Here is an 18,081-nt window from a genome sequence, read left to right as displayed (position 1 = left end):
CTACTTGCTGCGGCGGGGGATACAACCCCAACCCCTCTACTGAAAACAATTGTCGTTAGGGTAGGGTGCGGGCATGACCCCCACCCCAGTAACCGTCCTGTCCGGATTCCTCGGCTCCGGCAAAACCACGCTGCTCAACCAACTCCTCGCCGATCGCGACGGCCGCCGCATCGCCGTCATCGTCAACGATTTCTCCGAAATCAATATCGACGCCGCCCTCATCGCCGGGGAGGGCCACCTGGAACGCGGGGAGGACCGCTTCGTGGAACTCACCAACGGCTGCATCTGCTGCACCTTGCGGGAGGACCTCGTGGACTCCGTCGGTCACCTCGCCCGCTCCCAGCGCTTCGATCACATCGTCATCGAATCGACCGGCATCTCCGAACCCATGCCCGTCGCCGCCACCTTCGAATGGACCTTCCAGGACGGAACCAGGCTTGCGGATATTGCCCCCATCGACACCATGGTCACCCTCGTGGACGCCGCCCAATTCCTGGACCAGGTGGCCACCCACACCCGCCTCCGGGACGCCGGTCGCGGCGCTACCGACGAGGACGAGCGCACAGTCGCGGACCTCCTCGTGGACCAGGTGGAATTCGCGGACAAGATCTACATCACCAAATCGGATCTGGTCGCCCCCGCCCGCTACGAGGCCACCGCTTCTCTGGTCCGTCGGATGAACCCCAGGGCCGGCGTCCACAAGCTCATCGATGGTGTTATTTGGGACGCCGACAACAGCGGAACGGCGACACCGAGAAGCGCTATCACGGACATCCTCGGCGCCAACCTCTACGACGAAGCCACCGCCCGCACCTACGAAGGCTATGTGGAGGAGCTCCGCAACCCCCACACCCCAGAGACGGAGGAATACGGCATCAGCTCCGTGGTGTTTCGCGGCGAGCGCCCCTTCCACCGGCAGCGGCTGCTCGATGCACTGCGGTCCACGAGGGGGCTGGTGCGCAGCAAGGGGCACTGCTGGATCGCCGACCGGATCGAGATGGTGCACATCTGGCACCAGGCCGGCCCGGACCTGCGGATACAACCGGCGGCCTACTGGAAGTCCGCGGACTTGCAGCCGGGGAGCGAAGTGGTGCTTATCGGGGTGAACTTCGATGGGCCCGCGGCCCTGGGGCGGCTGGAGAAAGCCATGCTGACCGACCAGGAGGTTCGCGATATGCTGTAACGCGGCGCACGTCACATTTGCACGGCGTGGTCCCGCATACCCCGGCGCGGTCGTTCCGGGGTGAGGCGGCAGCCCGAATTCTTCAGGAGACTTTCTTCCCGTGAGCACTACATCCCGTCCGGTCGTTCTCATCGCCGACAAACTCGCCCAGTCCACCGTCGATGCCCTCGGCGACTCCGTCGAGGTGCGCTGGGTCGACGGCCCCAACCGCGAAGAGCTGCTCAAGGCCGTCGTGGACGCAGATGCCCTGCTCGTGCGTTCCGCCACCAAGGTGGACTCCGAGGTGCTGCAGGCGGCGCCGAAGCTGCAGATCGTCGGCCGCGCCGGGGTGGGCCTGGACAATGTGGATATCGACGCCGCCACCGCGCGTGGCGTGATGGTCGCGAACGCTCCGACCTCCAACATCCACTCGGCCTGCGAACACGCGCTCAGCCTGCTGTTGTCCACCGCGCGGCAGATCCCCGCGGCGGACAAGACCCTGCGCGACGGCGAGTGGAAGCGCTCCAGCTTTAACGGTGTGGAGATCCTGGGCAAGACGGTGGGCATCGTGGGCTTCGGCCACATCGGGCAGCTCTTCGCGCAGCGCATCGCGGCGTTCGAAACTCACGTGATCGCCTACGACCCCTATGCCAACCCCGCCCGTGCCGCCCAGATGGGCGTGGAACTGGTGGAGTTGGAGGAGCTGATGGAGCGTTCCGATTTCGTGACCATCCACCTGCCCAAGACCCCCGAGACGAAGGGGATGTTTAACGCGGAGCTGCTGCGCAAGTCCAAGAAGGGGCAGATCGTCATTAACGCCGCGCGCGGTGGCTTGATCGACGAAGCCGCACTCGCGGAGGCCATAAAGTCCGGCCACATCCGCGGGGCCGGGGTGGATGTGTACGAGTCTGAGCCGTGCACCGACTCGCCGCTGTTCGCCCTACCAGAGATCGTCGCCACGCCGCACCTGGGTGCGTCCACGGTGGAGGCCCAGGACCGTGCAGGTACGGATGTTGCCGCCTCCGTCCTGCGGGCCCTGTCCGGCGATTTCGTTCCGGACGCCGTGAACGTGGCAGGCGGTAAGGTCAGCGAGGAGGTCGCACTGTGGCTGGGCCTGGCAACCAAGCTGGGCCGGGTGGCAGGGGCCCTGCTGGGCTCTGCCCCCTCCCAGGTAACCGTCACTGCCCGCGGCGAGCTGTCCAGCGAATCCGTCGATTCCCTTGGCTTGGCTGCGCTGCGCGGTGTGTTTTCCGGGGTAGTTGACGAACAGGTGACCTTCGTCAACGCCCCCAAGATCGCCGAGGAACGCGGCGTGCACCTGCAGATCGAGACGGAACCGGAATCCGTGACCCACCGATCCGTGCTGGAAGTGCAGGCGGTGGCGGGCGATGGCGCCTGCACTTCCGTCACCGGCGCGCTCACCGGACTGGAGCACGTGGAGAAGATCGTTCGGATCAACAATCGCGGCCTGGACCTTCGCGCAGAAGGCACCAACCTCTTCCTGGTGTACGGAGACCAACCGGGTGCCCTGGGCAAGGTGGGCACGCTGCTGGGAAGCGAGGGCATCAATATCGACGCGGCGGCCCTTTCGCCCAACACCGGTGATCACACCGCGACGCTGGTCCTACGGGTGGACCGCCACGTGCCGGAAGAGCTGCTGGAAAAGGCTGCTGAGCAGCTCAGCGCTCAAACGGTGTTCCAATTGGATCTGGCGTAGATCGCGGATATGGCTGTAGAAATTCGTCGCGCGGAGGAACGTGATTACGCCGCTGTCGAAGGCCTCTTCTTGAAGTACCTGGAGTTCTACGGGAGAGACGATTCGACAACGCGCTCGCGGGCCCCGCAATTCCTCCGGGACCGGTTCACCCGTGTAGATTCCCGCCGTTACGTCGCCCAGGTGGCGGACGAGGCGGAGCCGACGACCGTTGGTTTTGTTCAGGTCTACTTCGGCTTTTCCTCGGTTCGGCTCGACTACTGGTGGATCCTCAACGATCTATACGTCCAGAAGGAGCACCGCGGTCTAGGTGCCGGTCGTGACCTTGTCCGGCGGGTGTGTGAAGAAGCTGCAGATGATGGGGCAAGCCGCGTTGTCCTGGAAACTGAGGAGGCCAATGTGTCGGCTCGCAAACTCTACGAATCCCTGGGATTCCGGCAAACCGGATCCTCGGGCGAGTATCTCTCCTACGAATTAGACCTGGCGTAAGGGTACTAGAGCCAGCCGTTGCGCTGGGCGGCCTTGGCCGCTTGGTACCGGTTGGCGGTATTGGTCTTTGCAATGGCGCGGGAGATGTGGTTGCGCACCGTTCCTGGCGTCAAGAATAAAGATGCCGCAATCTCCGCAACGGTCGCGCCGGTCGCCGCCAACCGCATGACCTCCCGCTCCCGAGGGCTGAGCGGATTAATGCCAGTAGCCAGCGAATCCGCCGCCAGCGCGGGATCGATCACGCGCAGCCCCCGACGGACACGGCGAATGGCCTCGGCAAGCTGCTCTGCCGGAGCATCCTTCACCACAAAACCCGAGGCTCCCGCGGACATGGCAGTGCGCAGGTAACCTGCGCGGCCAAAGGTCGTGACGATCAGCACCTGCACCTTTCCGCCCCCGGCAGCCACGATTTCGGCGGTGGCGTCCAGGCCATTCATCGTGGGCATTTCCACGTCCATCACGCACACATCCACGTCGCCCTCGGCCGCACGAGCCACGGCCTGCGCCCCATCCGAGCATTCCGCGACCACGTCGATATCGGGCTCGGCGGACAGCAGAACGCTCAAGGCCCCCCGAACCATCGCCTGATCTTCTGCCAGTAACACCCGAATAGGTCCGACCGACGTTTCGCCATCGTGGGTACTCATTGTGCTGAACTCCAAGATGCCGTGACGCTGAAACCTCCCGAATTCGACTGGATGGATAGGTTCCCGCCGGTGCTCTGCACACGCTCGCGCATACCCGGAATCCCAAATCCATCCTGGCGTCCCGAGGACTGTGGGGCACGCCCGCGCCCATCATCGCGGACCTCCAATGATTGAGGACCGAAAGACACCGTGCAGCTCGTGGCCCCGGAGTGTCGGACAACGTTTGTCACCGATTCTCGCAGGACCCAAGCCATTGGCGTTTGCAAGCGGGGATCGATGTGGTGATAATCCCCGCTCACCTTCAGGCGGATCCGGGAATGGGACAGTGTGGCCCGGGCATCAGCGATCTCCTGCGGCAGACTCGCCGTCCGAAGCCCCGCCACCGTGGAACGCATATCCTCCAGAGAACTCCGGGTTAAATCGCGGCACTCGAGGATCTCCCGCTTGGCGGCGGCCGGATCAGTCTTGGTCAAGCGGGCGGCCAGCTGCAGTCGCAGGCTCAAAGCGGTAAGGGATTGACCGAGGGAATCGTGGAGGTCTTGGCCCACCCGTTCTCGGTCCGCCAGGAGTGTTTGCTGCAAGTCCAGGTCGCGCATTTTGCGGTAATAATCCGCTGAAATTCGGTAGATGATCATCATCATCAGCACGACGAGCAGCGGTAGAGCATAGTTTGGGCCCGCCTGCGTGTACATCACGGCAATGCAGGTTAGCGCCACCAACAGTGCCCACGGCCACCGCAATTCGATGAGTGCCCAGATAGCGATGAAGTACAACAATCCCAGGAGCGCGGGACCGAGCAACAGGAATTGCGCCAGTGTCAGCGCGGAGAGAACTGTCAAAATGCCGAGGGAAAACAGCGCCGTCCGATTGCGCGTCGACCGGGAAAAACCGTAGACGTAGACTGCGCTGAAAACCGCGAGAATGGATAACCCGAGGGCCAACGTTGCCCCGGAGGGGGCCAAGTGGACGGTGGCCAAGACTGGGAAGGCCATGAAGGACAGGCCGCCCACCGGTCCAAAGAACTGCCACATCCGCTCCGCAGAAATGTGGGGGAGTTTCCCGCGCCAGGAGCCCATATCAGCTAGAACCTCTTTTCCGCTATTGCCGGGCGAGACCGCGCCGAACTATAAGCCGGGCGATCACCGCGAAGATCACCGTGTACACCACAACGTTCAACACTGGCTGCCACAGGGGCAGGGTGCCGGCCCCGGCGATGACCCGCCCCTCCGTGGCCGCCGGATAACGAACGAGCATCCCCGGCCCGAACAGCGGCGTGAACTTCGCGACTGTGAGCATGGTACCGCTCAAGGGGATGAACAGATTGCCCAGGAAAGAGAAGATCACGGTGATGAAGCCAATGACGCGGTTGATCATCCCGGGATCAAACAGCATTCCCAGAATGAGCCCAATGAGCCCGAACACCACTGCCCCAGTCAGCGAGAGCAGGAAGGCGAGCGGCCAGACGATCCATTCCGCCTTTGCTCCCGTGGCGGCTGCGAGCAGGCAGACCGCGGCGACCGGCACAAGGGAGAGGACGACCGCGACGAGGGCCTTGGACAACAGGTAGCTCCCGGTGGACATCGGGGAAAGGGAGAGGGTGCGCAGCCACCCGGAGTCCCGCTCGGCGGCGATGTTGGCGCACTGGGCCCCCGCCACCGTCACCGTGCCATAAAGAGCCATGGAGGTAGCGATGAGGAACTTCACGGTCCCGTGGCCCACGTTGGAGTTCATGGCCTCCTGGTCGTTGGTGCCCGCGATGACGAAGTACATGAACATGGGCACCAGGACCGCCAGAACGAGGATGCGTTTGTCGGCGAGGGTGCGTTTCAGTTCGAGCCCGGTATAGCGGGCGCATAGCGTGGCTTGGGATGGCATCATTGCTCCTGTCCTGAGGTGAGCTGGAGGAACACGTCCTCCAGGCTTTCGCCGGTGATGTGTAGGTCGTGGGCGCCGGGGGAGTGCAACAGGCGCCGGGCGAGTTCGTCGCTGTCTTCCGGGGCCACGGAGATGGTGGCAGGTTCCGCGGCGGGATCGATGTGGACGCGCAGACCGTCGCAGGCCCGCTGGATTTCGTCTGGGCCGAGGCCGGAAATGGTGACGGAACGGTCGCCCGCTATCGATTGGAGCTGCTGCATGCTGCCGTCGGCGACGATGTGGCCGCGAGCCATGATCATCACGCGTTCGGCGTAGGTCTCCGCCTCCTGGAGGTAGTGGGTGGCGAAGATGATGGTGCGCCCAGCCGCAGCGTCGGCTGAGATGGCCTCCCAGAATTCGCGCCGCGTGGTGACGTCCATGCCAGTGGTCGGTTCATCGAGGATGATGAGATCCGGGTCTGGCAGCAGCGCGAGCGCGAAACGGACGCGCTGTTGTTCCCCGCCGGAGCACTTGGAGACCTTGCGCCTGGATAGTTCGGCGACGTTGGCCCGCTGCATTGGTTCCTCTATTGCGGACGCCCCCAACCCCTGCGCAGCCGCAGCGAGCCGCATCGTCTGGACCACCGTGAGGTCCGGCAGCAGGCCGCCCGACTGCTGGACCACACTGATGCGCCCGGAGTGCATCGACTGTGTGGGGCGCTGGCCGAGGACGGTGATGTCCCCCGAGGTGGGGGAGGTGAAGCCGCAGATCATGTCGATGGTGGTGGATTTCCCGGCGCCGTTGGGGCCAAGGAAGGCCAGGACTTCCCCGGGCCGAACGTCAAAGGAGATGCCGTCCACGGCGGCGACGTGCCCCGTGCCGGAGCCCTTCTTCGCGGGGAACGTTTTGTGGACATCGCGCAGGCTGATGGCGGGAGGGGAGCTGCTTGTGTGAGTCTCTGTTGGGGTCATGCTTCACAGTTCACCGGAGCTGAGCAGATGGCACGTAGGTGCTTTCGCACTTTTTGACGGTGACAAATGTCAGGGGTCTCCCGGTCCTTAATGAAAACAGATGCATACTTTACAAGCTGCGAAAATGTCTTATTGACAACTAGATGAAAACCGCTAAGCTAGGCCCAGTCACGAAGTTCATGATTTGCAACAGAAAGGCGTTGACAATGACGACGCACACCCCGCACGACAACCACGAGCACACCCACGGCCCGGACTGCGGCCACGTCGCTATCCCCCACGGGGATCACGTGGACTACTTCCACGATGGCCACCTGCACCGCGAGCACGAGGGCCACTGGGATGAGTGCGAGACCAGCGAGCACATCACCCACGAGGACCACGACCACGAGCACGGCCCCGGTTGCGGCCACGTCGCTGTCCCTCACGGGGATCACGTGGACTACATCCACGATGGCCACCGCCACGCGGCCCACGAGGGCCACTGGGACGAGCACTAGATAAGGCCCCCAAACAGCACCGCTTCCACCCTGTAGAGGCGGTGTTAAGCTATGGGCACTATTCACAAGGTGAGACTCAGGAGTCCATAGGATGAAACTGGCAGTGATCCCCGGCGACGGCATTGGGGTGGAAGTAACCGCCGAGGCCCTTAAGGTGCTGCGCGCGGTGCGGGACGACGTCCACACCACCGAATACGACCTCGGGGCACGCCGCTACTTGGACAAGGGGGAGCTGCTCACGAACGCTGACCTCGCCAGTCTCAAGGAGCACGACGCCATCCTCCTCGGAGCCATCGGCGACCCCCGCTCCGTCCCCGCCGGAGTCCTCGAGCGGGGCCTGCTGCTGCCCCTGCGGTTCAAGCTCAACCACGGGGTGAACCTCCGCCCGGCCAAGCTGTACCCCGGATCCACCTCCTCCCCGCTGGCGAACCCCGGCGAGATCGACTTCGTCGTCGTCCGGGAAGGCACGGAGGGCCTCTATGCGGGCAATGGCGGCACCTTGCGCGAAGGCACGCCGGACGAGGTGGCCTGCGAGGTCAGTCAGAACACCTGGCTGGGGATCTCCCGCGTGGTGGAGGATGCCTTCCAGCGCGCCATGGATCGCCGTCGCAAGCTCACCTGGGTGCACAAGACGAACGTGCTGATCAACGCCGGTTCCTTGTGGCAACGCGCCGTCGAGACGATCGGCGCGCGCTACCCGGAGGTGACGGTGGATTACAACCACATCGACGCCGCCACCATCTACATGGTCACCAACCCCAGCCGCTATGACGTGATCGTCACCGACAACCTCTTCGGGGACATCCTCACGGACCTCGCGGGGGCCATCACCGGCGGCATTGGCCTCGCCGCCTCCGGGAACATCGACCCCTCCCGGGAATTCCCCTCCATGTTCGAGCCCGTCCACGGCTCCGCGCCGGACATTGCCGGGCAGGGGGTTGCGGATCCCTGTGCCGCCATCAACTCCGTTGCCCTCCTGCTCCGTCATTTGGGGGACGACGCCAACGCCGAGCGCATCGAACACGCCGTCACCGAAGAGGTCACCTCCCGCGGGGACAGGGGAGTGGTCACCGCGGAGGTCGGTGACCGCATCGCCGCTGCCCTGCGCGGCTAACCCACCGTGCTCGCCGGGATCATCGCCCTCATCGGGGGGCTGGTCGTGGGGGTACTCATGGGGGCCCTCGGCGGGGGCGGGGCCATCCTGGCCATCCCCCTGTTCATCTACGGCTTGGGCTTCGCCGCGCACCAGGCCACCGTCGCGGCCCTGCTCATCGTAGGCATTGGGGCCCTCTCCGGGGTGCTCACCCACGTGCGGGCCCGGCACGTGGCAGCCCCCACCGGCCTCGCCTTCGGAGCACTCGGCATCGGTGGGTCCTACCTGGGCACCCGCCTGTCTGCCGCCGTGGACGAAGCAGTTCTGCTCACCGCATTCGCCGCGCTGGTGGCCGTCGTCGCGGGCCTCATGGCCCACACGGCCTGGCGCGGGCGGCGGGAGGGGCAGGCCACCCACGGCCCGGGCCGGTGGGTGGCCATCATTGTCAGTGCGACGACCGTCGGCTTCCTCACCGGGTTCTTCGGAGTCGGCGGGGGCTTTGCGATCGTCCCGGCACTGACCCTCGTGGTCGGCCTGGAGATGCCGTTGGCGGTGGGCACGTCCCTGCTGGTCATCCTCCTCAACACCCTCATCGCCCTACTGCTTCACGGGGGAGTAGGCCAGCTTCCCCACCCCGGCCTTATCGCGGTGTTCGCGGCCGCCACCATCGGGGGAACCTGGCTGGGCTCCGCGCTGGGGTCACGGGCTAGCGAGAAGACGCTGCGCCTGTGCTTCGCTGCACTGCTCGCGGTGGTCAGTGTCTACACCGCAGCGCGGAGTATTCCGATGCTGCGCTAGGTGGGGGTGGCGTCCACAAGAAACTATCTGGGCCAAAATCATCCCAGCGGCCCCCATCTGCGGCTTGGGCTGACAACCGTGACCGTAGAAATTGAGGCGATCCGTGACTTCCTCGCCGACGCAGAACCCTTCCGCCACCTCCCGCCGAACCAGCTCGCGTAACTCAGCCGACAAAACACATCTGCTACGTGCGGCGCGGACAGACCATCGTGGCCGCCAACCGGCCCAACGACTCGGTGTTCGTCATCCGCTCCGGTGCCATCGACGTGCTCGACCCCGACGGGCTGCTGCTGGACCGGCGGGAGGCCGGGCGCTGCTTCGGCTACTCCACCCTCGTCAGCGACCGGGACAGCCTCCACACCATGCTCGCCGTGGAGGACAGCCTGCTGCTCGCGGTGGAGCGGCCGACCTTCGACGCGATGCTGCAGATGGCCGAGCTGGATATCGACCATCTGCCCGGCGTGGATGAGGGGGAGGTCACCGGCATCATCACCGCGGCGGACATCATGCGCCTGCTTCAACACGACCCCATCTACCTCACCGCGGACCTCAGCCGGCGCAAGACCCCGAGCGGATGCGGGAGGTCTACCAATCCGCCCACACCGTCGCCGTGCGCTTCATCGAGCGGGGAGCCGGAGCAGAAGAGGTGCAGGGTGTTCTGTCCGTCGCCGCCGATGCCATGGCTCGCCGCCTGCTGCGCCTGGCCGAGGAACAACTGGGGCCGCCGCCAGTGCTGTACAGCTTCGTCGCCCTCGGATCCCAGGGGCGCCGCGAGATGGGCCTGGCCAGTGACCAGGACAACGCCCTTGTGCTCAGCGAGGACTACCGGCCCGAGCTGCACGGGGAGTACTTCCGCCAGCTCGGCAGCTCCGTGTGCCAGGGGTTGGCCACCGCCGGGCAGGTGCTGTACCCGGGGGAGATGATGGCGATGACCGACACCTGGCGGATGACGGTGGGGCAGTGGCGGGAGACCTTCCACGCCTGGATCACCGCGCCGGAACCAGAGGCCCTGCTCTACGCCCAGACGTTCTTCGACATGCGGTGGGTCCACGGCGAGGAGGAGCTGGCGCACAGCGTCCACGTGCAGGCCGTGGAATCCGCCGCCGGCTCGCCCCGCTTGCACGCCCACCTGGCGGCCCTGGCAACTCGCCGGGAACCGCCCGTCGGTTTCTTCCGCGGGCTCGTTGTGGACCGGCGCGGGAAATACGCCAACACCCTCGACATCAAGAACGGCGGCATCGCGGCGGTCTTGCAAATGGCCCGGTTGTTCGCGATCGTGGCCGGGGCCGAAGCCCTGAGCACAAAGGGGCGCCTAGAGGTCGCCGCCGGCGGGCCCGTCTCGGCCCAGAGCGCCCAGGACCTCTCCGCGGCCTTCGGCTTCCTCAACTCGCTGTCCCTGGAACGCCAGGCCGCGCAGACGCAGCGCGGGGAGAACCCCGACTATCACGTGGACCCCTCCCAACTATCCAAGATGGAGCGGGAAAACCTGCGCGATGCCTTCAACATCATCAAGGGCATGCAGTCCGCGCTGAGCATGAAGTACCCGGTGCGCAGTGTCTAGGCAGCCATGATGTTCGGATTCGGCAAGAAACCCGGCGCCTCCCGCCAGTCCCGGGCCGCGACGGGCGCCCTCGCCGACTTCTACCGCGTCCCTGCTCCCGCCCCCTCGTCTCCCTTGCCCGAGGTCCCATTCCTCGCCGTGGATATCGAAACGACAGGCCTGGATCCCGCCTGCGATTCAGTCTTGTCCATCGGGTGGGTGGCCATCGATTCTTTTCTTATCGACGCCAGCACCTCCGGCTACTGCGTAGTCAACGCCGATGTGCACCGCTGCGCGGGCAGTGGGGAGCAGCGCTCGGTTGGTGGCGTCGAACATTCAGCAACAATCCATGGGTTGACGGACGACGACATCGCCGCCGGAATGCCCCCGGCCGACGCACTGAGAATGCTGCTCGAGGCACTGGCCGGGCGGGTGCTGCTGGCGCACTACAGCCCGATCGAGCGGGACTTTCTCTCCCTGGCCTGCAAGCGGCACTTCGGCGCCGGCCTAGACGTGCCGACAGTGGACACCTTCGCCCTCGAACGCCGGCACATGGAGCGCATGGGGACCTACGCCCGCGGCGAAGACCTGCGGCTGCCCCGGGTGCGGGAACGCTACAACCTGCCGAGCTACAGCTCCCACAACGCCCTGACCGATGCCCTCGCCTGCGCCGAACTCTTCCTGGCCCAAGCCGCGCACGGGAAGGTCACCACGCTCAAGGCGGTGCTCGAGCGTTAGCGGGCCCGGCGGGGAAGGTAAACTAGCCAACCATGCGAATCGCCCGAATAGCTCATCCGGAAGGCATGACTTTCGCCGTACTCGAGGGGGGACAACCGGATGGAACCGGCGCCACCTGCCGCGAGATTGCCGGTCACCCCTTCCAGCAACCGGAATTCACCGGCAAGTCCTGGCCCATCTCGGACGTTCGACTCCTCGCCCCTATCCTGCCCAGCAAAATTGTGGCGGTCGGGCGCAACTACGCCGACCATGTGGAGGAAGTGTTTAAGCAGGGCGCGGAGCACCTGCCGCCGACGATCTTCCTTAAGCCCCCGACAGCCGTGATCGGCCCGGAGGCCCCCATCCGCGTCCCGGAGTGGGCAACCAAGGTGGAGTTCGAAGGGGAGCTGGCAATCGTCATCGGCCGGCCCTGCAAGGACGTGCACCGCAACAACTGGAAAGACGTGGTGCTCGGCTTCACCATCGTCAACGATGTCTCCTCGCGCGACCTGCAATTCGCCGACGGGCAGTGGGCCCGGGCCAAGGGGCTGGACTCCTTCTGCCCGCTGGGACCGTGGATCGAGACCAATATCGACGGGGTGGAGATCGATAACCTCCCCATCAAGGCCCACCTCACCCACGACGGTCGCACGGAGACGAAGCAGGACTCCAACTCCAACCAGATGATCAAGGACATCCCGGAGATCGTCGAGTGGATCTCCAGCGCATTCACGCTGCTGCCGGGGGATGTTATCTGCACCGGTTCCCCCGCCGGAACCGCGGAGATGGTGCCCGGCGATCGGATTGTCGTGGAAATCCCCGGGCTGGGAACCCTGGCCAACCCGGTGCGCCGCTACACCTGACGCATCCGCACGGGGACGTTGAGAGCCCGCAGCGCCGTCTGTAGTTTCGCGGTGGTCTCCTCCACCTCCTCGGCGGGGCTGGAGGTGGCCACGATGCCGCCCCCGGCCCAGGCGCGGGCTGTTGATCCGCCGACGCAGGCGCAGCGGATCGACACCATCCACTCCCCATCCCCGCTGCTATCGCACCAGCCCACCGCGCCCGCGTAGAACTCGCGATCCTCCTCCACCTGGTTGATGATGCCCAGGGCATCGTCCGTGGGGGTTCCCGCAATCGCCGGGGTGGGGTGCAGTATGAGGGCCAGATCGAGCGCCGAGTACTCCTCGTCCGCCAGCGTCCCCTCGATGTGCGTGCCCAGGTGGATCATCTCGTTGGTCTCCATGAGCTCCGGGGTCTCCGGGATGCGCAGATCCGCGCACAGGGGCGTGAGAACCCGCCGGTAATGCTCCACAACAAACCGATGCTCGGCCAGATCCTTGGCGCTGCCCAGCAAACGCGCCGCGGTGGCGTCGTCCACCTGCGCATCACCGGTCCGGGGCCCCGAACCGGCCAAGGGGAAGGCGGTGATGGACCGATCCCGCCGCCGAATGAGCTGCTCCGGGGAGGAGCCCACGAACATCGCCCCGGCATCGTCCTCCCGGCCAGTGGCCCCTAAATCCACCGCAAAGCCGTTGCGCGCCGAGGCCAAGTCGATGAATCGCGCTGCAATGAGCAGTGGGTCCACCTCCTGGCGGAAGGTCACATCCACGCTGCGGGCCAGCACTACTTTTTCCAGCCGTGTCTGCTGCATCGTCGCCACCGCGGCAGCCACTGTGGCCTGATGCTCCTCCAGGCTGCTGGAGGAGTGCACGTCCTCGATCTCCAGGGCCTCTGCGGCCTTCTTGCCGCGGTAGTAGGCGGGGGGCTCCAAGGGCCCCTCGGAGCGCACCACCGACTGCGGCACCATGAGCGCGGCCCGATTGGCGGTATCGAAGGGAATCGCCCCCACCACCAACTCCACCTCGCCATTGCGCAGCGCGGTGGCCGCCTCGAAGGGATCCGGGAATATCGCCGTGCGCCCCTGAGTGCGAATCGAATGATGCGGCCGGGACAGCAGGAAATCCGGCGCACCCGGCGGTCTCCGCTGCTCAGTCATGACTGGAAGTCTACGTCCAGCCCCACCCCGGCTCCTAAACTTGCGCTATCCCCGCCCCAGGTAGGGCATGCCCGTGGCCGTGAGGGTGAGCTGATCCACCGTGACGTCCAGCGGCAGGCCCGCAAGGTGCACCAGCACCGCCGCTGCGTGCTCAGCATCGAACATCGGCTCCGCAGAGGTGAAGGCCCCCAGCAGGTCGGTGCGGGCGTTGCCGATATCCAGCTCCGTGACCGAGATATTGTGCGCCCGCCCGTCCAAGGCCGTGGATACGCTCAGGCTGGCCACCGCGGCTTTGCTCGCGGCATACGCCGCAGCCTGCGGCCGAGGGGCATGCCCCGCAATGGAGCCGTTGTTGATGATGCGCCCACCCCCGTTGGCCGCCATGTGCCGGAAGGCCGCCCGCGTGCACAGCCACGTGCCGGTCACATTCGTTTCTACCGTTGCGCGGAAGTCGGCCGGATCCACGCTGTGGATCTCCCCTACGGGGCCGGGGATCCCGGCGTTGTTGACCAGTAGATGCAGTCCGCCCAGGGCCTCCACTACGTGAGCAAAGGCCCGGTCCACCGCATCCGCATCGGTGATGTCGCACTGCACCGCCAAGGCGGGGGAGCAGTCGGCGATGGTCTCCGCCAAGGTAGCGGGCGTGCGCCCCAGGGCGGCAACGGCCCACCCCTCGGCGGCCAGCGCCCGGGTGAAGACCCGGCCCAGGCCGCCCCCGGCCCCCGTGACCACAGCGACCCGTCCTCTGCCTGCTGATTCCATAGGATTCAGTGTAAATGCCATCAAGGGGTGGCACCTTCGAGGAGGTTTGTTCCCACCATGACACCCGACAGCCCCGCACCCGACAGCCCCACGTGGATCACCGGCCGGAACCGATCGATCGGGGCCCCAGCGGGGGACTGGCGCAGCCACCTGTCCGCCGCACAGGGCCCGGAGACGATCGAATTGTGGTGGCCCTTTCCCACCCCGGTAGCGCCGCCAGCGGAGATTCAGGCCCTGGTGCGAACCGTGCGCCAGCAGCAACTCCGACTCACGGCGATCAACCTGTGGGGCGGGGACATGACCGCCGGGGACCGTGGCATCCTCCACCGCGCCGACCTGCCCCGGACCCACCTCGAATCCATCCTGCGGATCCACGAGGCCACCGGGGCGGACAAGTTCAACCTCCAGCTCGGCCGCGGCGGGAGCGACGTGCTGCCCAGCCAGGTGGACCGCGTGCGTTCCATCGGGGAGTTCCTCGGCAATCGGGTAGGTGGCGTCGTACTCATCGAACCCCTCTCCGCGATGTCCGACTACCCCATCAGGACCATTGACCGAGCCTGGGACCTCATCGGTGCCGCCGGGACCGGAGGGCTGCTCATGGACCTCTACCACCTCCGCGCCAACGGCGAGATCGGCGCCGAACTTACCGCTGAAGATCTGAGGCGGGGACTGCCCACCCACGTCCAAGTCGCCGACCACCCCGGGCGCGGGGAACCCGGCAGCGGTACGGCCCCACTGCAGCACTGGGTCCGCCAGCTCCGCCAGGCTGGCTACGCCGGTGAGGTCATGGGGGAGTGGCTACCCCGCCCGGTAACCTAAGCCCTATGAGTGAAGTACGCGTCCGATTCTGCCCCTCGCCCACCGGAACCCCGCACGTCGGGCTGATCCGTACTGCCCTGTTCAACTGGGCCTACGCGCGTCATACCGGCGGCAAGATGGTCTTCCGCATCGAAGATACAGACGCCAAGCGGGACTCCGAAGAGTCCTACCAGGCCATTATCGACGGCCTGCGCTGGCTCGGGTTGGACTGGGACGAGGGCATCGACGTCGGCGGCCCCCACGAGCCCTACCGGCAGTCCCGGCGAATGGACATCTATGCGGACATCCTGGACAAGCTCAAGCAGTCCGGGGACGTGTACCCCGCCTACTCCACGGCCGACGAGGTAACACAGCGCCACCTGGATGCCGGGCGGGACAAGAACCTGGGCTATGACAACTTCGACCGCGACCTGTCCGCCGAGCAGATCGCCGCGTATGAGGCCGAGGGCCGCGAGCCGGTCTGGCGCCTGCGGATGCCCGACGACCGGCGCTATGAGTGGACCGACCTCGTTCGCGGGGAGATGAGCGTGGACGGCGCCACCGTGCCGGATTTCGTTGTCGCCAGGTCCAACGGCCAGCCCCTATACACCCTTGTCAACCCCGTCGACGACGCCCTCATGGGCATCACCCACGTCCTGCGCGGAGAGGACCTGCTGCCCAGCACCCCCCGGCAGATCGCCCTGCACGAGGCACTGCAGCGCATCGGGGTATCCAGCCAGACCCCCACGTTCGGCCACCTGCCCTTCGTCATGGGGGAGGGCAACAGGAAGTTATCTAAGCGAGACCCGGAATCGGATCTCTTCCTGCACCGCAAGGAGGGGATCATCCCGGAGGGCATGCTGAACTACCTATCCCTGCTGGGCTGGGCGCTCAGCGCGGATCGGGACATCTTCAGCACGGACGAGCTAGTGGCTGCCTTCGACGTGGCCGACGTGAAGCCCAACCCCGCCCGCTTCGACCACAAAAAGCTAGAGGCCATCAACGCCGACCACATCCGCCTGCTGGAGCTCGGGGAGTTCACCCGCCGACTGCGCCGCTACCTAGAAGAGTTCCACGGCTTCCCCGGTGACTACCCCGCGGAGAAGTTCGCCTTCGCCGCCGAGCTGGTGCAGACGCGCATCAAGACCCTGGGGGACGCCGATGGTTTGTTGCGGTTCCTTATTACCGACGACGCCGACCTGGAGCTGGATGACAAAGCCGCTCGGAAGAACCTCAAGGAGGACGCGGTGGAGGTGCTCAGCGCCGCCGTGGAGGAGCTGGAGGCACTGGACGAGGAGGACTTCGTCACGCCCGATATCGAGGGCGCCCTGCAGGGGAGGTTGATCGAGCAGATGGAGCTCAAGCCCCGAAAGGCCTATGGGGCCCTGCGCGTGGCAGTCTCCGGGGCCGCTGTGTCCCCGCCGTTATTCGAATCCATGGAGTTGCTGGGGAAGGAATCCACGCTGGCGCGCCTGCGGGCGGCCCAAAAGGTCACTCCGTATCAGTGATTTGCTGGCTAGCCGCCCGCTTGGCTATAGTCATCTGCGTTGCGCAGCGCCGACCACGGCGGTGGGTAGCGATTGGCCTATGGTGTAATTGGCAACACTACGGTTTCTGGTACCGTCATTCTAGGTTCGAGTCCTGGTAGGCCAGCGAAAGCTGATTTGCAGTTTTCAGTCCTTGCCCCGTTCGTCTAGCGGCCTAGGACGTCGCCCTCTCACGGCGGTAACACGGGTTCAAATCCCGTACGGGGTACAAATTATCGTGCGCAGAGTTCCCGGCTAACTCATGTAGTTCCGGGAGCTCTTCGCTGCGCTCACGGGGCGAGGATGTCCGCATAGGGCAGCTTGGGGCCAGCCGACAGGCGGATAGGCCCCTTCCACTCCTCTGCCGTCACCGCTTCGCCTTTCTGCGTGATAAGGATCTCGCCGGTCGCCCGAAGCTCGCGGGCGACCTGGCGGGCCAGGTCCATGAGGTCCCGCCAATCCTCTGTGCCGCCTACCACCCGAGCTGCGTCGCTGGGGCAGTGGGTCTTCCCGGGGCGGGCCCGTGCCATGGTGCGCATCGTCGCGGCTAGTCGGGAGGCCAAACCTTCCTCGGTGGGGGAGGGCGACCACCATTCCTCCCCGCGTTCCCCCAGGGCCACCTTCGCATCCTGCACGACCGTGCGCACAGGGTCGCCCTCCGTCTTCACCAGTCGGCGACCGGCCATGAGCACCCGCACCAGCTCCGTTTTGAGGTTCTCCGGTATGCCCGGGTCCGTCGCCCGCCAGCGGCGACCCTTGACGACGATGTAGTGCCCATCCTCCGTGGTATCCATCGCCCCGACTCTAGGCGCATCCGCCTGCTCACCCCGTGGATATCGCCCGCGAGCTGCGGATTAGGTGCGAGCAGTGGGGGTCGTATACAGTTTCGAGCGTCGCACAGCGGCCGCTTGCCCCGTTCGTCTAGCGGCCTAGGACGTCGCCCTCTCACGGCGGTAACACGGGTTCAAATCCCGTACGGGGTACAAAATTGCCGAGCATCGTCATGAATCATCAGCTCGGCCTGCTTGGCCTGGCCCGGTAGCCACACGCGTGACATGGTTGTGAAGCCGATACTGTGCAAGCGCTGGATCGCCCGCTCGTTGTTCGAATCCGGGTCCGCGAGCAGCCTGCGGGCCCCCGTTCGGAGGATCACTTCCGGGGCTAAGCCCTCGATGACACGCCGAACTGCCCTCGACCTGGGTGCGGACGTGGAAAACACGTCCCTTGGCCCCAGCATGAGGTGGAACCCAAGGTCATGATTATCTACCGGGTAGAACTGGCCAACCTCATCTGAGCGCGGGTCATAGGTTTGAAAAATCGCGCAGGCCCGACCTTCCCAACTGAGAACGTAAGCATGGTGTGTTTCAGAGGCCGCCAAGGCGTAGTAGATATCTCGGATATCGTTCTGAGTGGCCCAACCCATTCCCCAGAAACGCGCCCGCTCCGCTCGGGTCCACTCGTAAATCATCGAACTATCGTCGTTCGGGTCAACCGGACGGATCATTAGCCCGCCG

At 65.5% G+C, this 18,081-nt stretch carries 18 protein-coding genes, 3 tRNA genes and 1 pseudogene; 14 read left to right on the top strand and 8 right to left on the bottom strand.

Translation table 11 applies throughout. The annotated features are described in order from the left end of the window. Positions 1-73: 73 nt before the first annotated feature. The 3 genes from CHEID_RS06450 to CHEID_RS06440 all read left to right on the top strand — a co-directional run bounded on the left by CHEID_RS06450 (position 74) and on the right by CHEID_RS06440 (position 3,365). Positions 74-1,183, top strand: a complete 1,110-nt coding sequence (locus CHEID_RS06450) for a GTP-binding protein (RefSeq protein ID WP_112769868.1) — start codon at positions 74-76, stop codon at positions 1,181-1,183. 100 nt (positions 1,184-1,283) lie between these two features. After that, positions 1,284-2,879, top strand: coding sequence for a phosphoglycerate dehydrogenase (gene serA, locus CHEID_RS06445; protein WP_112769869.1), 1,596 nt, complete (start codon positions 1,284-1,286; stop codon positions 2,877-2,879). Positions 2,880-2,888: 9 nt separating this feature from the next. Continuing rightward, positions 2,889-3,365: a GNAT family N-acetyltransferase gene (locus tag CHEID_RS06440; RefSeq protein WP_112769870.1), complete on the top strand. Its 477-nt coding sequence runs from the start codon at positions 2,889-2,891 to the stop codon at positions 3,363-3,365. Positions 3,366-3,370: 5 nt separating this feature from the next. Here CHEID_RS06440 and CHEID_RS06435 read toward each other — a convergent pair whose 3' ends face one another. The 4 genes from CHEID_RS06435 to CHEID_RS06420 are packed head-to-tail and all read right to left on the bottom strand — an operon-like array spanning position 3,371 to position 6,837. Then, positions 3,371-4,012: a response regulator transcription factor gene (locus CHEID_RS06435; protein ID WP_112769871.1), complete on the bottom strand. Its 642-nt coding sequence runs from the start codon at positions 4,010-4,012 to the stop codon at positions 3,371-3,373. Continuing rightward, entirely contained in the window at positions 4,009-5,088 is a 1,080-nt protein-coding gene (locus tag CHEID_RS06430) for a sensor histidine kinase (RefSeq protein ID WP_112769872.1), read from the bottom strand. Before CHEID_RS06430 ends, CHEID_RS06435 begins: the two co-directional genes overlap by 4 nt. A gap of 22 nt (positions 5,089-5,110) precedes the next feature. Then, positions 5,111-5,890: an ABC transporter permease gene (locus CHEID_RS06425; RefSeq protein ID WP_112769873.1), complete on the bottom strand. Its 780-nt coding sequence runs from the start codon at positions 5,888-5,890 to the stop codon at positions 5,111-5,113. Beyond that, positions 5,887-6,837 (bottom strand): ABC transporter ATP-binding protein, encoded by a 951-nt coding sequence (locus tag CHEID_RS06420; protein ID WP_112769874.1) that lies wholly within the window; start codon positions 6,835-6,837, stop codon positions 5,887-5,889. The genes CHEID_RS06425 and CHEID_RS06420 overlap by 4 nt, the downstream gene beginning before the upstream one ends. Before the next feature lie 206 nt (positions 6,838-7,043). Here CHEID_RS06420 and CHEID_RS06415 point away from each other — a divergent pair, with 206 nt between their 5' ends. The 6 genes and pseudogenes from CHEID_RS06415 (at position 7,044) to CHEID_RS06390 (ending at position 12,348) form a co-directional block, all read left to right on the top strand. After that, positions 7,044-7,337, top strand: coding sequence for a hypothetical protein (locus CHEID_RS06415; protein WP_112769875.1), 294 nt, complete (start codon positions 7,044-7,046; stop codon positions 7,335-7,337). Positions 7,338-7,428: 91 nt separating this feature from the next. After that, positions 7,429-8,451, top strand: coding sequence for a 3-isopropylmalate dehydrogenase (locus CHEID_RS06410; RefSeq protein ID WP_112769876.1), 1,023 nt, complete (start codon positions 7,429-7,431; stop codon positions 8,449-8,451). A 6-nt stretch (positions 8,452-8,457) separates the two neighbouring features. Beyond that, the gene (locus CHEID_RS06405) at positions 8,458-9,228 is read left to right on the top strand and encodes a sulfite exporter TauE/SafE family protein (RefSeq protein ID WP_273661006.1); all 771 of its coding nucleotides are present in this window, start codon (positions 8,458-8,460) and stop codon (positions 9,226-9,228) included. A gap of 78 nt (positions 9,229-9,306) precedes the next feature. Next, positions 9,307-10,789: pseudogene (locus CHEID_RS06400) on the top strand (DUF294 nucleotidyltransferase-like domain-containing protein). 9 nt (positions 10,790-10,798) lie between these two features. Further along, positions 10,799-11,506, top strand: a complete 708-nt coding sequence (locus CHEID_RS06395; protein WP_112770306.1) for an exonuclease domain-containing protein — start codon at positions 10,799-10,801, stop codon at positions 11,504-11,506. A gap of 32 nt (positions 11,507-11,538) precedes the next feature. Beyond that, a complete protein-coding gene (locus CHEID_RS06390; RefSeq protein WP_112770305.1) occupies positions 11,539-12,348 on the top strand; it encodes a fumarylacetoacetate hydrolase family protein in 810 nt (269 codons plus the stop codon). On the opposite strand, the gene CHEID_RS06385 is transcribed toward CHEID_RS06390, so the two are convergent. Together CHEID_RS06385 and CHEID_RS06380 are read right to left on the bottom strand one after the other, a co-directional pair. Continuing rightward, positions 12,339-13,481, bottom strand: a complete 1,143-nt coding sequence (locus tag CHEID_RS06385; RefSeq protein ID WP_273661005.1) for an isochorismate synthase — start codon at positions 13,479-13,481, stop codon at positions 12,339-12,341. The genes CHEID_RS06390 and CHEID_RS06385 overlap by 10 nt on opposite strands. Before the next feature lie 45 nt (positions 13,482-13,526). Continuing rightward, positions 13,527-14,243, bottom strand: a complete 717-nt coding sequence (locus tag CHEID_RS06380) for an SDR family oxidoreductase (protein ID WP_273661004.1) — start codon at positions 14,241-14,243, stop codon at positions 13,527-13,529. Positions 14,244-14,300: 57 nt separating this feature from the next. On the opposite strand from CHEID_RS06380, the gene CHEID_RS06375 reads away from it, so the two are divergent. The 4 genes from CHEID_RS06375 (at position 14,301) to CHEID_RS06360 (ending at position 16,796) form a co-directional block, all read left to right on the top strand. Further along, on the top strand, positions 14,301-15,062 hold the full coding sequence (locus CHEID_RS06375) for a TIM barrel protein (protein ID WP_112769658.1): 762 nt from the start codon (positions 14,301-14,303) through the stop codon (positions 15,060-15,062). A gap of 5 nt (positions 15,063-15,067) precedes the next feature. Then, on the top strand, positions 15,068-16,549 hold the full coding sequence (gltX, locus tag CHEID_RS06370; protein ID WP_273661003.1) for a glutamate--tRNA ligase: 1,482 nt from the start codon (positions 15,068-15,070) through the stop codon (positions 16,547-16,549). A 73-nt stretch (positions 16,550-16,622) separates the two neighbouring features. After that, positions 16,623-16,694, top strand: a tRNA-Gln gene (locus CHEID_RS06365). A 29-nt stretch (positions 16,695-16,723) separates the two neighbouring features. After that, positions 16,724-16,796: transfer RNA gene (locus tag CHEID_RS06360), tRNA-Glu, on the top strand. A gap of 61 nt (positions 16,797-16,857) precedes the next feature. On the opposite strand, the gene CHEID_RS06355 is transcribed toward CHEID_RS06360, so the two are convergent. Beyond that, positions 16,858-17,361, bottom strand: coding sequence for a DUF3253 domain-containing protein (locus CHEID_RS06355; RefSeq protein WP_112769660.1), 504 nt, complete (start codon positions 17,359-17,361; stop codon positions 16,858-16,860). A gap of 116 nt (positions 17,362-17,477) precedes the next feature. Between CHEID_RS06355 and CHEID_RS06350 the strand changes: the two genes are divergently transcribed. Further along, positions 17,478-17,550: transfer RNA gene (locus tag CHEID_RS06350), tRNA-Glu, on the top strand. Here CHEID_RS06350 and CHEID_RS06345 read toward each other — a convergent pair. Further along, entirely contained in the window at positions 17,532-18,071 is a 540-nt protein-coding gene (locus CHEID_RS06345) for a GNAT family N-acetyltransferase (protein ID WP_181645924.1), read from the bottom strand. The two genes, CHEID_RS06350 and CHEID_RS06345, sit on opposite strands and share 19 nt — an antisense overlap. Between the last annotated feature and the right edge of the window lie 10 nt (positions 18,072-18,081).

The organism is Corynebacterium heidelbergense, from assembly GCF_028609845.1.
Classification (GTDB): Bacteria; Actinomycetota; Actinomycetes; order Mycobacteriales; family Mycobacteriaceae; genus Corynebacterium; species Corynebacterium heidelbergense.
Note: the sequence above shows the minus strand (reverse complement) of the source record. Positions and strands in the feature narration are given on the sequence as shown.